The 12,662-nt window shown below is 72.3% G+C and carries 15 protein-coding genes; 10 read left to right on the top strand and 5 right to left on the bottom strand.

Annotation, left to right across the window (positions count from 1 at the left end; all coding sequences use genetic code 11):
* Positions 1 to 4 precede the first annotated feature (4 nt).
* Positions 5 to 229, top strand: coding sequence for a DUF3107 domain-containing protein (locus DEJ22_RS04095; protein ID WP_111226902.1), 225 nt, complete (start codon positions 5 to 7; stop codon positions 227 to 229).
* A 1-nt stretch (position 230) separates the two neighbouring features.
* Positions 231 to 527 (top strand): hypothetical protein, encoded by a 297-nt coding sequence (locus DEJ22_RS04090; RefSeq protein WP_111226471.1) that lies wholly within the window; start codon positions 231 to 233, stop codon positions 525 to 527.
* Positions 528 to 640: 113 nt separating this feature from the next.
* Here DEJ22_RS04090 and DEJ22_RS04085 read toward each other — a convergent pair whose 3' ends face one another.
* Positions 641 to 1,357 (bottom strand): ferritin-like fold-containing protein, encoded by a 717-nt coding sequence (locus DEJ22_RS04085; protein WP_258379560.1) that lies wholly within the window; start codon positions 1,355 to 1,357, stop codon positions 641 to 643.
* A 102-nt stretch (positions 1,358 to 1,459) separates the two neighbouring features.
* Here DEJ22_RS04085 and DEJ22_RS04080 point away from each other — a divergent pair, with 102 nt between their 5' ends.
* A complete protein-coding gene (locus DEJ22_RS04080) occupies positions 1,460 to 2,965 on the top strand; it encodes a DEAD/DEAH box helicase (RefSeq protein ID WP_111226472.1) in 1,506 nt (501 codons plus the stop codon).
* A gap of 183 nt (positions 2,966 to 3,148) precedes the next feature.
* On the opposite strand, the gene DEJ22_RS04075 is transcribed toward DEJ22_RS04080, so the two are convergent.
* The gene (locus DEJ22_RS04075) at positions 3,149 to 4,030 is read right to left on the bottom strand and encodes a PHP domain-containing protein (RefSeq protein WP_111226473.1); all 882 of its coding nucleotides are present in this window, start codon (positions 4,028 to 4,030) and stop codon (positions 3,149 to 3,151) included.
* 60 nt (positions 4,031 to 4,090) lie between these two features.
* On the opposite strand from DEJ22_RS04075, the gene DEJ22_RS04070 reads away from it, so the two are divergent.
* Together DEJ22_RS04070 and DEJ22_RS04065 are read left to right on the top strand one after the other, a co-directional pair.
* Positions 4,091 to 5,575 carry an aminopeptidase P family protein gene (locus tag DEJ22_RS04070; RefSeq protein WP_111226474.1) on the top strand — a complete coding sequence of 495 codons (1,485 nt, stop codon included), beginning with the start codon at positions 4,091 to 4,093 and terminating at the stop codon, positions 5,573 to 5,575.
* A gap of 9 nt (positions 5,576 to 5,584) precedes the next feature.
* Entirely contained in the window at positions 5,585 to 6,112 is a 528-nt protein-coding gene (locus DEJ22_RS04065; protein ID WP_258379561.1) for a GNAT family N-acetyltransferase, read from the top strand.
* A gap of 76 nt (positions 6,113 to 6,188) precedes the next feature.
* On the opposite strand, the gene DEJ22_RS04060 is transcribed toward DEJ22_RS04065, so the two are convergent.
* On the bottom strand, positions 6,189 to 7,172 hold the full coding sequence (locus DEJ22_RS04060; protein ID WP_111226475.1) for a general stress protein: 984 nt from the start codon (positions 7,170 to 7,172) through the stop codon (positions 6,189 to 6,191).
* A 158-nt stretch (positions 7,173 to 7,330) separates the two neighbouring features.
* Between DEJ22_RS04060 and DEJ22_RS04055 the strand changes: the two genes are divergently transcribed.
* Genes DEJ22_RS04055 through DEJ22_RS04040 form a run of 4 tightly spaced genes read left to right on the top strand, consistent with a single transcriptional unit; the run spans position 7,331 to position 11,272 of the window.
* Positions 7,331 to 8,650: a magnesium transporter MgtE N-terminal domain-containing protein gene (locus DEJ22_RS04055; protein ID WP_111226476.1), complete on the top strand. Its 1,320-nt coding sequence runs from the start codon at positions 7,331 to 7,333 to the stop codon at positions 8,648 to 8,650.
* A gap of 34 nt (positions 8,651 to 8,684) precedes the next feature.
* Positions 8,685 to 9,218 (top strand): DUF1003 domain-containing protein, encoded by a 534-nt coding sequence (locus DEJ22_RS04050; protein WP_502862519.1) that lies wholly within the window; start codon positions 8,685 to 8,687, stop codon positions 9,216 to 9,218.
* Positions 9,211 to 10,377 carry a P-loop NTPase gene (locus DEJ22_RS04045; RefSeq protein WP_111226477.1) on the top strand — a complete coding sequence of 389 codons (1,167 nt, stop codon included), beginning with the start codon at positions 9,211 to 9,213 and terminating at the stop codon, positions 10,375 to 10,377. The genes DEJ22_RS04050 and DEJ22_RS04045 overlap by 8 nt, the downstream gene beginning before the upstream one ends.
* Positions 10,378 to 10,420: 43 nt before the next feature.
* The gene (locus DEJ22_RS04040) at positions 10,421 to 11,272 is read left to right on the top strand and encodes a class I SAM-dependent methyltransferase (protein WP_111226478.1); all 852 of its coding nucleotides are present in this window, start codon (positions 10,421 to 10,423) and stop codon (positions 11,270 to 11,272) included.
* A gap of 67 nt (positions 11,273 to 11,339) precedes the next feature.
* Here the strand turns inward: DEJ22_RS04040 and DEJ22_RS04035 are convergent, their stop codons facing one another.
* On the bottom strand, positions 11,340 to 11,720 hold the full coding sequence (locus DEJ22_RS04035) for a twin-arginine translocase TatA/TatE family subunit (protein WP_111226479.1): 381 nt from the start codon (positions 11,718 to 11,720) through the stop codon (positions 11,340 to 11,342).
* A gap of 65 nt (positions 11,721 to 11,785) precedes the next feature.
* Here DEJ22_RS04035 and DEJ22_RS04030 point away from each other — a divergent pair, with 65 nt between their 5' ends.
* Positions 11,786 to 12,418: an O-methyltransferase gene (locus DEJ22_RS04030; protein ID WP_111226480.1), complete on the top strand. Its 633-nt coding sequence runs from the start codon at positions 11,786 to 11,788 to the stop codon at positions 12,416 to 12,418.
* Between the two features lie 70 nt (positions 12,419 to 12,488).
* On the opposite strand, the gene DEJ22_RS04025 is transcribed toward DEJ22_RS04030, so the two are convergent.
* Positions 12,489 to 12,659, bottom strand: coding sequence for a DUF3117 domain-containing protein (locus tag DEJ22_RS04025; RefSeq protein ID WP_017887054.1), 171 nt, complete (start codon positions 12,657 to 12,659; stop codon positions 12,489 to 12,491).
* Positions 12,660 to 12,662 lie beyond the last annotated feature (3 nt).

Raw genomic sequence — 12,662 nt, 5'->3', positions numbered from 1 at the left:
GCTCGTGGACATCAAGATCGGCATCATCAACAGCCCGCGCGAGATCGCCTTCGAGACCGCCCAGAGCGCCGAGGAGATCGAGCAGGCCGTCGCCCAGGCCCTCGAGTCGCAGTCGACCCACCTCTCCCTGAAGGACGAGAAGGGCCGTCGGTTCATCGTCCCGGTCGCCTCGCTCGCCTACGTCGAGGTCGGCGCCGAGGAGTCGCGACGCATCGGCTTCGTCGCCTGACGTGGAACTGCTCTTCGCCGTGCTCGGCGGCCTCATCGCCGGGGCCGTCGCGCACGTCGTGGTGCCGTGGCGCTCGACGCGCGGCGCCCTGCTCGGTCCGGTGATCGGCGGCGTCGTCGCCGCGGTCGCCTGGGAGGCACTCACCTGGGCCGGGTGGCCCTACGACGGCGGGTGGATCTGGGCGGTCGCGCTGCTCGGAGCGGGGGTCGTCGCCGTCGTTGCCGAGTGGCTGCTCGGCCGTCGACGGACCGCCGCCGACGAGGCCTTCTTCGAGCGCGCACGCACCGAGCGCGTCTGACGGCGGCACGCACCGGATGCGTCCGACGGCAGCACGCACCGGATGCGCCGGTCGGCGGTCCGCGCCGGACGGCCGCACGCACCGAGGCCGCGCGACAGCAGCCCGGTCAGGCGTCAGGCGGTCAGACCGAGTGCGTCCATCCGCCGCGTGTGCGCCGCGATCAGCTCCGTCCACACCGGCTCCAGGCGTTCCTGGTCCTCACGTGCGTGGGACGCGAGCGCCGAGCGCGCGACCAGCAGCGTGTCCCCCACGAGTCGTCGTCCCCACATCGCGAGACGCGAGCCGATGCGCGGGTCCTCCTCGATGTGCGCCGCGAGCTCCTGGACGACCGCCGGCTCCTCCCGCGCGTCGAAGACGGAGCGCAGGCGCTGCCGGACGTCGAGCGGCAGCGACCGGAGCAGGCTGCCGAACAGGTCGTTGAGGATGCCCGCCGTGACGTAGCCCGTGAGCATCGACTCGTACCAGTCCGCGCCGCTCGTGCGACGGAGGAAGCGGTCGATCGCCTCGCGGTGGGGCTCCATGAGCTCCGCGGGTGCCCAACCGCCTCGTTCGATCTCGGCGACGATCGTCCGGTGCCGTTCGAGCGCGGTCGTGGCGAGCACGCCCGTGACCAGCCGCCCGGACATCGTCGGGGCCGCCGCACCGGCGCGGCCCATCGTCTCGTAGAGCGACAGCTGCAGGTACGCAGCCTGCCCGAGGTACACGTCGAGCTCGGGGCTCACGTCGTCCAGCTGCAGGCGCTCCACGGGCGAGGCGTTGCGCGGGTTCCGCGACGCCAGCCACGCGGCGGCGAGCTGCGCAGCGCGCTTCCGGTTCCACCACGACACCACGTGACAAGCATACGGGCCACCGGCCGCTGACCCGTCCGGGGCGCTGGCGTCGCCCGCCGTCGGTAGACTGGCGTCGACTTCCACCAGGACTAAGGTGATTCTTTGACTTTCGCAGACCTCAACATCGAGCAGGACATCGTCGATGCGCTCGCGACGAAGGGCATCTCCGAGCCCTTCCCGATCCAGCAGCAGACGATCCCGCTCGCCCTCACCGGCCAGGACATCATCGGCCAGGCGAAGACCGGTACCGGCAAGACCTTCGGGTTCGGCCTACCCCTCATCCAGCGTCTCGGCGCCGCTCCTGAGCCGGGCGTGAAGGCGCTCGTCGTCGTCCCGACGCGCGAGCTCGCGGTCCAGGTGACCGAGGACCTCGAGCTGGCCACCTCGAACCGTCCGACCACGATCGTGTCGATCTACGGCGGCAAGGCGTACGAGGGCCAGATCGAGCAGCTCAAGGCCGGCGCGCAGATCGTCGTCGGCACCCCCGGGCGACTCATCGACCTGCAGCGCCAGCGGCTCCTCGACCTGTCGAAGGTGCAGGAGGTCGTGCTCGACGAGGCCGACCGCATGCTCGACCTCGGGTTCCTGTCGGACATCGAGCGCATCTTCCAGGCCGTCCCGGCGGTCCGTCACACGATGCTCTTCTCGGCGACGATGCCGGCTCCGATCGTCGCGCTCGCCCGCCGGTTCATGACCCGTCCGGTGCACATCCGCGCGACGGACCCGGACGAGGGCCTGACCCAGGCGAACATCAAGCACGTCATCTACCGCGCGCACTCGCTCGACAAGGACGAGGTCATCGCCCGCATCCTGCAGGCCGAGGGGCGCGGCAAGACCGTCATCTTCACCCGCACGAAGCGTGCCGCGGCGAAGCTCGTCGAGGAGCTGAAGGACCGCGGCTTCAACGCGGCCGCCGTCCACGGCGACCTCAACCAGGAGCAGCGCGAGCGGGCCATGGCCGCCTTCAAGGCCGGCAAGCGCGACGTGCTCATCGCGACCGACGTCGCTGCGCGCGGCATCGACGTGGACGACGTCACGCACGTCATCAACCACACGATCCCGGACGACCCGGACACGTACCTGCACCGTGCGGGTCGCACGGGTCGCGCGGGCAAGACCGGCATCGCGGTGACGTTCGTCGACTGGGACGACCTGCACAAGTGGACGCTCATCGACAAGGCACTCGAGTTCGGCATCCCCGAGCCCGTCGAGACCTACTCGTCGTCGCCGCACCTGTTCACCGACCTCGACATCCCGGCCGGCACCAAGGGCCGACTGCCCGGCGCCTCCTCGCACGCGGCCGAGGCCGGCTCCGCGCCCAAGCGCAGCGGTGCACGCCAGAGCAGCGAGCGCAGCGGTGGGCGCCAGGCCAGCGAGCGCAGCGGCTCCCGGTCGCGGTCCCGGACCCGCTCGGGAGGCCCGCAGGACTCCGCCGCACCGGCTCCCGCCGAGCAGACCACCGGCCCCGACGCCCCGGTGTCGACCACCGAGGGCACCTCGACCGACGGCGCCGCGAAGCGCCGCCGTCGCCGTCGTCGTCGCAGCAGTGGCAGCGGCTCGGCCGAGGCGACCACCTCGGCACCGCAGAGCAGCGGCGAGGGCGAGTAGCGCCTCCCGCCCGCTCGGAGGCCCCGTCACCGACGTGACGGGGCCTTCGTCGTGCGCGCTCGCGTTCGCGTCATCGATGGAGCAGGAACTGTCGGATGGCGCCCGTCGACTCGACGTCTCCTGCGCCACCGACGGACGGCGAGGCCCCCGCGACAGGACCGACGGTCAGCGGGACGCGCAGCCTCAGGCCAGGCGGGAGCCGGCACCGTGCACCGGGGCGCTGCCGGTGGCCTGGTCGACGATCGCGTCGAAGGAGTGCCGCGCGGTCCGGTGCTCGCCGAAGCGGTTCGGCTTGCCCGTGCCGTGGTAGTCGCTCGACCCGGTGACGAACAGGCCGTAGCGCCCGGCCCAGTCGAGCAGGGTGCGCTTGCCGTGCGCCAGGTTCTCGCGGTGGTCGACCTCGAGGCCACCGAGCCCGGCGTCGACCAGCTCGCGGAGCATCGGCTCGTCGATGACGATCCCGCGCGAGGACGCGGCCGGGTGTGCGATCACCGGGACTCCCCCGGCGCCGCGGATGAGTTCCACGCCGCGGAGGGGGGTCGGGGCCTCGTGCGGCTCGTAGTACCCGGAGGCCGGGTGCAGGATCCCCCGGAACGCCGCGCTGCGGTCGGGCTCGAGCCCGCGTGCGACCAGGGCGTCGGCGATGTGCGGGCGGCCGATCGTGGCGCCGTCGCTCGACTGTGCGAGGACGTCTGCCCACGTGATCGGGTGGTCGCGACCGATGCGCTCGACCATCCGGCGCGCCCGGGAGAACCGACCGTCGCGGATGCGGGCGGTCTCCTCGACGAGGGCCTCGTCCGCGGGGTCGACCAGGTAGCCGAGGACGTGCACGCTGCGGTGCCCGACCCGCGTGCTCAGCTCGAGCCCGGGCAGCAGCGACATCGGCCGGTCACGGACGGCGGCAGCGGCCTCGTCCCACCCGGCGGTCGTGTCGTGGTCCGTCAGGGCGACGCCGTCGAGGCCGGCAGCGGCGGCCGCGGCGACGAGCTCCGCCGGCCGCTCGGTGCCGTCGGACACGCTCGAGTGGGCGTGCAGGTCGATGAACGGATCGGGCACGTCCTCCATGCTACCGACAGGTGAACAGCCGCTCAGGCCGGAGGGGCGGCTCGGTGCGATGATGGGGACATGGCCGACACGACTCCCCGCGCGACGAGCAACCGATCCACCACCCCCGGGTCCTCGACCTTCAAGGACCACATCGCGTCGCAGTGGGCGGACCGTGCGCGGCCGCTGCCGGAGCCCCGTGAGCAGGCCGCCTTCGCCGCGGAGCGCCGGGCACGGCTCTCCGAGCTCCACCCGGGCCGCACGATCGTGGTGCCCGCGGGTCAGGCGAAGGTGCGCTCGAACGACTGCGACTACCCCTTCCGTCCGCACTCGACCTTCGCGCACCTGACCGGCTGGGGCACGGACACCGTCGTCGGTTCGGTGCTCGTGATGACGCCGAACGGCGCCGGCCACGACGCCACCCTCTACTTCCGCGCCACCGCGGGCCGCGACTCCGAGGAGTTCTACGCGAACCCCGAGATCGGCGAGTTCTGGGTGGGACCCCGTCCGTCGCTCGACGAGGTCGCCGCCGACCTCGGCATGGCGACGGCCGACCTCGGCGCGTTCGCCGCGGTCGCCGACGGTCTCGACGCCTCCGTCCTGGTCGTCCGTGACGCCGACGCCGAGCTGACGCGGGTCCTCGACGAGCGACTCGGCACCGCGGTCGGCGGCTCCGCCGGCACCGAGGACGTGCCCGCCACCGACGACGTGCTCTCGCGCGACCTGTCGGAGCTGCGGCTCGTGAAGGACGCGTACGAGGTGAACGAGCTGCGCAAGGCGGTCGACGCCACGAGGTCCGGCTTCGACGACGTGATCGCCGACTTCGACGCCGTGCTCGCACACCCCCGCGGCGAGCGCATCGTCGAGGGCACCTTCAACCGTCGCGCCCGCGCCGACGGCAACACGGTCGGCTACGACACGATCGCAGCCTCCGGGCACCACGCCTGCATCCTGCACTGGACCCGGAACGACGGAGCCGTGCAGCCGGGCGACCTGATCCTCATCGACGCCGGCGTCGAGGTCGACTCGTTCTACACGGCCGACATCACCCGCACACTGCCCGTGAGCGGGACCTTCACAGACGTGCAGCGGATGGTCTACGAGGCCGTGCTCGAGGCGGCCGACGCAGCGTTCGCGATCGTGGAGCCGGGCATCACCTTCCGAGAGGTCCACGCGACCGCGATGGAGGTCATCGCCCGGAAGACCGCCGAGTGGGGCTTCCTGCCCGGCACGGCGGAGGAGTCGCTGCAGCCGGACAACCAGTTCCACCGTCGTTACATGGTCCACGGGACGAGCCACCACCTCGGCCTCGACGTGCACGACTGCGCGAAGGCCCGCCGCGAGATGTACATCGACGGCGTCGTGCAGGCCGGCATGGTGTTCACGATCGAGCCCGGCCTGTACTTCCAGCAGGACGACCTCACCGTTCCCGAGGAGTTCCGCGGCATCGGCGTCCGCATCGAGGACGACGTGCTCGTGACCGCCGACGGCGCCGAGAACCTGTCCGTCGGGATCCCCCGGACCCCCTCGGAAGTGGAGGGGTGGATCGCCCGCACCGGCCGCTAGCCTGAGCGGGTGACGACGACGCCCGAGGCCTCCCCCAGCACGACCACCTCTCCGTCCGACGCCCCGATCGGCACGGCCGTCCCGCGCGGCCTGTCGATCGACGTCGAGCACTTCGACTCCCCCGACGCGCAGCGCCTGCGTGCGGCGCAGCGGTTGGAGATCGACCGGTCCTACGGCGGCGACACGGAGCCCGGGGAGAAGCCGACGGCGGACTCGATCGCGGTGTTCTTCCTCGCCCGTGACGAGGACGGCACGCCCCTCGGGTGCGGTGGGCTGCGCCTGGTGCAGGACGGCATCACCGAGGTGAAGCGCATGTACGTGCGTCCGGAATCCCGCGGAGCCGGGGTGTCGAGCGCGATCCTCCGTCGCCTCGAGGAGGCCGCCATCGACCTCGGCTCACCCGCGCTCGTGCTCGAGACCGGCGACCAGCAGAAGCGCGCCATCGGCTTCTACGAGCGCGAGGGCTTCACCCGCATCGCGAACTTCGGCCCCTACGTCGGTGCGGTGCGGTCGATCTGCTACTCGAAGGTCCTCTGACCGGTCGCCCTCCCACGACGCACGACGCCCGCATCGACGATCGTCGATGCGGGCGTCCTGCGTGGTGCGCTGGTCGTCACCCGCGCTCACCGTCGCGACGGTCGTCGGGTGTCGGACCCGGGCGCTGCGCGGCGCCGTCGACACGCTCCCCGTACTGCGGCGGCTCGTCGGGTCGGGACTGCGGGACCCGCGGGTCGGTCGCGGGTGCCTGCCGGGGCGCGGTCTGCGGGGTCTCGCCGTAGCGCGGACCGTCGTTCGTCCCGTACCGGGGACCGTCGTTCGTGCCGTACCTGGGGCGGTCGTCCGCGCCGGTCTGCGGTGCGCCCTCGCGCCCCGGTCCCTGCGGCCCACCGCCGGGGTGGGCGGAACCGGCCTGCGGACCGGGAGCCGGCGTGCCGAGCTGCTGGGGGCCTCCCGGCTGACGGGGGCCGCCCGGCTGGTGGGGCGTGGACTGTCCGCCGTAGGGCGAGCCCTGCTGCGGTCCTGGCCGCCACGGCTGCTGCCCCTGGAAGGGACGCGCCTGCGTGCCGGGAGCGCCGGGCTGCGGGGCGTCGTTCCAGTGGGTGGACGGGGTCGCACCGTGCTGGCCGAGGATCCGCTGCGCCTGCCCCGTGAGCTGCGGGTCGACGACGATCTGGTAGTTCGTGGCGAGCACCTGGTGCACGCTCGTGAAGTCCCGCTGCCGCTTCGTGATGGCGAACGAGACGATGCCGTACAGCATGCCGAACGCCGCACCGATGATCGCCGCGGCGAGGATGAGGCCGCCCGCGCTCGGGGCGAACAGCGTCAGGACGATGCCGAAGAAGATGCCCAACCAGAGACCGGACAGCGCACCGGCGATCGCCGCGCGGCCGTACGTCATCTTGCCGGTGACGCGCTCGACGGTCTTGAGGTCGTTGCCGACGATCGAGATCTTCGCGACCGGGAAGTCCGCCTCGGCGAGCTTCGCGACGACGCGCTGGGCGTCCGGGTAGCTGTCGTAGGTGCCGAGGACGTCCCCACGCGGCAGCGTCGGGAAGGCCTGGGCGGTGCGTCCGGCGAACGGGCTCTGGTTGCTCACCCAGCCATCATCCACCGAGCACCTTGCGATCGCACGTGCGCCTCCCGGGAACCTCCGGGGCACGGGCGCGGAGGTCCTCCCGGACAGCCGGTGCACTGTCTCAGCGTCCGCCGGGTCCGCTCGTCCCCGGCCCGAGCGGCAACGACTACGCTGGACGGGTGAGCGCCACGAAGGTCTTCGTCGCCCGCCTCGCCGGGTGCTCCGTCTTCGACCCCGCGGGCGACCGCGTCGGTCGCGTCCGGGACGTCCTGGTCGTCTACCGTCGCGTCGACGCTCCGCACGTCGTCGGGCTCATCGTCGAGGTGCCCGGCAAACGCCGCATCTTCCTCAGCATCGGCCGGGTCACGTCGATCGGCGCCGGCCAGGTCATCACCACGGGCATCGTCAACATGCGCCGCTTCGAGCAGCGCGGCGGCGAGGTCCGGGTCATCGCCGAGATGCTCGGTCGCAAGGTCCTCATCAAGAACCAGCGCATCCGCGCCACCATCGAGGACGTCGCGATCGAGGACCGCGGGCAGGGCGACTGGGAGGTGTCGCAGCTCTTCCTGCGGAAGCCGAAGACGACCCCGTCGCCGTTCGGCAAGGGGCCGACGACCTTCGCCACGTGGAACGAGGTCACCGAGGACGAGCTCCCCGGCGAGGCCCAGTCCGCCGAGCACGTCATCGCCGCCTACTCCGACCTGCTGCCGGCCGACCTGGCGTCGACGCTGCTCGACCTGCCCGAGGAGCGCCGGTTCGAGGTCGCCGAGGAGCTCCCCGACGACCGGCTGGCCGACGTGCTGGAGGAGATGCCCGACCAGGAGCGCATCGAGATCCTCACCCGGCTCGAGGACGCCCGCGCAGCCGACGTCCTCGACCAGATGCAACCGGACGACGCCGCCGACGTCCTCGCGCAGTTCCCCGACGACCGGAGCGAGGCCCTGCTGCAGCTCATGGAGCCGGAGGAGGCGCAGGACGTCCGCATGCTCCTGGAGTACGAGCCGGACACCGCGGGTGGTCTGATGACCACGGAGCCGGTCATCGTCTCGGCCGACGCGACCGTCGCCGAGGGCCTGGCGCTCATCCGCCGGCACGAGCTCGCCCCGGCGCTCGGTGCGAGCGTCTGCGTGGTGCTGCCGCCGTACGAGCCGCCGACCGGTCGGTTCCTCGGGCTCGTGCACTTCCAGCGCATGCTCCGGTACCCGCCGAACGAGCGCCTCGGCACGCTCATCGACCAGCAGACCGAACCGGTGCGGGTCGACGCCAGCGCCGCCGAGGTCACGCGGGTCATGGCGACATACAACCTCGTGTCCGTCCCCGTGGTCGACGACGCCCACCGTCTGGTCGGGGTGGTGACGATCGACGATGTCCTCGACCACGTCCTGCCCGACGACTGGCGAAGTCAGGGCGAGGGGGATGCCCCCTCGCGACTCCGCCAACGCCAGCGCAAGACGCCCGTGACGACGGGAAGGAGGACCACCCGTGGCCCGAACGGATGACAACCGCCAGGAGCGACTCGACTCGCCCAAGGGCATGCGCACGCGCGTGCTCCCGACCCGACGCCGTGGTCGCGGGGACACCTTCGGTCGTGCGACCGAGGGCATCGCCCGGGCGATGGGGACGCCCTGGTTCCTGGTCGGCCTGACGCTCTTCTGCGCCCTGTGGATGGGCTACAACACCCTCGCACCGAAGTCGTGGCAGTTCGACTCGGCCGCGATCGGCTTCACGGCGCTGACGCTCGTGCTCTCGCTGCAGGCCTCGTACGCGGCACCCCTCATCCTGCTCGCGCAGAACCGGCAGGACGACCGCGACCGCGTGCAGTTCGAGCAGGACCGTCAGCGTGCCGAGCGCAACCTCGCGGACACCGAGTACCTCGCCCGCGAGGTCGTCGCACTCCGCCTGGCGATGCGAGAGATGGCGTCGAAGGACTTCATCCGTGCCGAGATCCGGTCGTTGCTCGAGGAGCTCGACCGCCGCGACGCGGAAGAGGCAGCGCTGCGCGGCAGCGGCCCAGTCGACGACAGCACGGGGGCGACGAGCACGGGGGCGACGAGCACGCGTGGCTGACGGCACCGCACCGACACCCGACGAGCAGCTCGGCACCGCGGTCCTCGCAGCACTCGGTCGCGTGCTCGACCCCGAGATCCGTCGGCCCGTCACCGAGCTCGACATGATCCGCGGGGTCGACGTCCGGCCCGGAGGCTCGGTGCGGGTCGACCTGCAGCTCACGATCGTCGGGTGCCCGGCCGCCGACACCATCGAGCGCGACGTGCGCTCCGCAGCCGGGTCCGTGGACGGCGTTCGCCACGTCGACGTCGACGTCTCCGTCATGGCCCCGGCGACCCGCGCCGCGCTCACCGAACGGCTCCGCGCCGGCCGACCGCGCGGCGTCCAGTTCACCCCGGACTCACTCACCCGGGTGATCGCCGTCACGAGCGGCAAGGGCGGCGTCGGCAAGTCCACGGTGACCGTCAACCTGGCCGTCGCGCTCGCGGCGGCCGGGCAGCGCGTCGGCGTCGTGGACGTCGACGTGCACGGCTTCAGCGTGCCCGGGCTCATGGGCCTCACGGACGAGCACGGCGTGGCACCACGACCGACCCGTGTCGACAGCATGATCCTGCCGCCGGTGGCGCACGAGGTGAAGGTCGTCTCGATCGGCATGTTCGTCGACGACGTCTCGACCGCGGTCTCCTGGCGTGGGCCGATGCTGCACCGCACCGTGTCGCAGTTCCTCACGGACGTGTGGTTCGGCGACCTCGACGTGCTGCTGCTCGACCTGCCGCCCGGCACCGGTGACGTCGCGATCTCGGTCGGGCAGCTCCTCCCCCACGCCGAGGTGCTCGTCGTCACGACGCCCCAGGCCGCGGCGGCGGACGTCGCCGAGCGGAGCGGGGTCGTCGCGCGGCAGACCGGGCAGAAGGTCATCGGCGTGGTCGAGAACATGGCGGGGCTCGTGCAACCCGACGGCAGCGTCCTGCACCTGTTCGGCGAGGGCGGCGGCGACGAGACCGCCCGGCGGCTCTCCCGCGACCAGGAGTTCCCCGTGCCGGTGCTCGGCCGGGTCCCGCTGTCGGTCCCGCTGCGCGAGGGCGGCGACGCCGGGGTGCCGGTCGTGCTCGGTGTGCCGGACGACCCCGCCGCGGTCGCCCTGCGCGACGTCGCCGAGCGGATCACCACGATGGGCCGCGGGCTCGCCGGCCGGAAGCTCGGTCTCTCGCTGTCCTGAGCGCCGCTCGCACCGGACCGCACGTCCTCGGTACCGTGGCGGCATGGACAGCACCGACCACGTCACCGTCGACTGGGACGCCGCCCGTGAGACGAACCGGGCGAACTGGGACGACCGGGTGCCCATCCACGAGGGCGCCTACGACGTCGCAGCGCTCGACGACCCCGCGCACCGGTCCGACGTCGTGCGGAACGACCTGCCCGCCCTGACCCCCTGGCTGCCGGGCGGCTCGCTCGACGGCCTCGACCTCTGCCACCTGCAGTGCCACATCGGCACGGACACGGTCTCGCTGGCCCGCGAGGGCGCCCGCGTGACCGGCGTCGACTTCTCGGCACCCGCGCTGGCATCGGCAGCCGCCCTGGCCGAACGGCTCGGTCTCGACGTGACCTGGGTCGAGACGGACGTCCTCGACGCGCGGGCCGCCGTCACGGGCGACTTCGACGTCGTCTACACGAGCATCGGCACCATCTGCTGGCTGCCCGACCTGGACCGCTGGGCGGCGCAGGTCGCCGCGCTGCTGCGCCCGGGCGGTGTGTTCTACATCCGCGACGGGCACCCGGCGTTGTACGCCCTCGACGAGGACGCGGACGAGCTCGTCACGCGGTACCGGTACTTCCCGGACGGCACGGCGCAGCAGTGGGAGGACACCGGCACCTACGTCGGCGAGGGGACGGTCGCGAACACCCGGACCTACGAGTGGCCGCACCCGCTGTCGGAGGTCGTCACCGCGCTGCTCGGCGCCGGCCTGCGCCTCCGCCGTCTGGACGAGGGCCGGACGCTCCCGTGGCGCTTCAGCCCGCGGATGGAGGAGGACGGCACGGGGTCGTGGGTCTGGCCGGCGGAGGACCGCGACCGCATGCCGACGACGTTCACGATCGTCGCGACGCGCGACTGACGACGGACGGGAGGCGCGGTACCAGCTGGCACCGCGCCTCCCGTCCGACGTGTCGTCACGGGAGGCGTCAGGTCGCCTCGGTGTCGAAGGGCGCGGCCTCGCCCTCGGCGAGCGGCACCACCGGGGCCGTCGCGCGCACCTTCGACGCGGTGACCTGTGCGGTCTGCACCGCCGCCATGCCGCTCGCCGTGCTGCTGCCGGAGTCGAGCAGGGCGTCGCGGATGATGCGCCGCGGGTCGTACTGCCGCGGGTCGAGCTTCTGCCAGTCGACGTCGTCGAACTCCGGGCCCATCTCCTCGCGCATGCGGTCCTTGGCGTTGTCGGCGAACCGGCGGACGGCCTTGACGAACTCGGCGAGCTTCTGCGCGTACATCGGCAGGCGCTGCGGTCCGAGCAGCAGCACCGCGATGATCCCGATGATCAGGATCTTGTTGAAGTCGATGGACACGGGGACGAGCGTAACCCGTCCACGCTGCGGCGCACCCGTAGAGTTGTCTCCCGAACGGAGTGTGCGTGTCAGAGAAAGAGTCGAACTGGAAGTTCGCCGAGGACATCGTCTCGGAGCCCGAGGTGATCGCCCGAGCGCGAGAGCACTCCCTCGAGCTCGGGGTCGAGGCGATCTCCCCCGCGATCGGTGCGCAGATCGCCGTCGTCGCCGCCGCGTCGCGCGCGTCGAGCATCATCGAGATCGGCACGGGCCTGGGCGTCTCCGGCCTGTACCTGCTGAGCGGCGCACCCGACGCGACCCTCACGACGATCGACGTCGAGGTGGACCACCAGCAGCACGCCCGTGACGCCTACATCGCCGCGGGCACGGCGCCCTCGCGCGTCCGGCTCATCCCCGGGCGGGCGAACCAGGTGCTGCCACGGATGAACGACGCCTCGTACGACGTCGTCCTCGTCGACGCCGACCCCGAGCACGTCATCGAGTACGTCGAGCACGGACTCCGGCTCGCCCGGGTCGGCGGCACCGTGCTCGTGCCCCACGCGCTCTGGCGCGGGCGGGTCGCTGACCCCGTCCGACGGGACCGCGCGACCACGGACTTCCGCCTGCTGCTGACCGAGGTCTCGACGTCCGGCGCCGTCCGCAGCGCCCTGTCGCCCGCCGGTGACGGCCTGCTGCAGATGACGAAGGTCTCCGCCTAGCACCGAGGGCCAACGACAGGAGGCCCGGAGCGTACGCGCTCCGGGCCTCCTGTCGTGGTGCTTCGACGTACTAGGCCGAGACGACCTCTGCCAGTGCGTCGTGGAGTTCCTTGGCCTCGGCGTCGTTGACCGAGACCACCAGGCGGCCTCCACCTTCGAGCGGAACCCGCACGATGATGAGTCGACCCTCCTTGACAGCCTCCATCGGCCCGTCACCGGTCCTCGGCTTCATCGCTGCCATCAG

Origin of the sequence: Curtobacterium sp. MCSS17_007 (genome assembly GCF_003234175.2) — a bacterium.
In the GTDB taxonomy this organism is placed as follows: Bacteria; Actinomycetota; Actinomycetes; order Actinomycetales; family Microbacteriaceae; genus Curtobacterium.
This window is presented reverse-complemented; position numbering and strand designations above follow the sequence as displayed.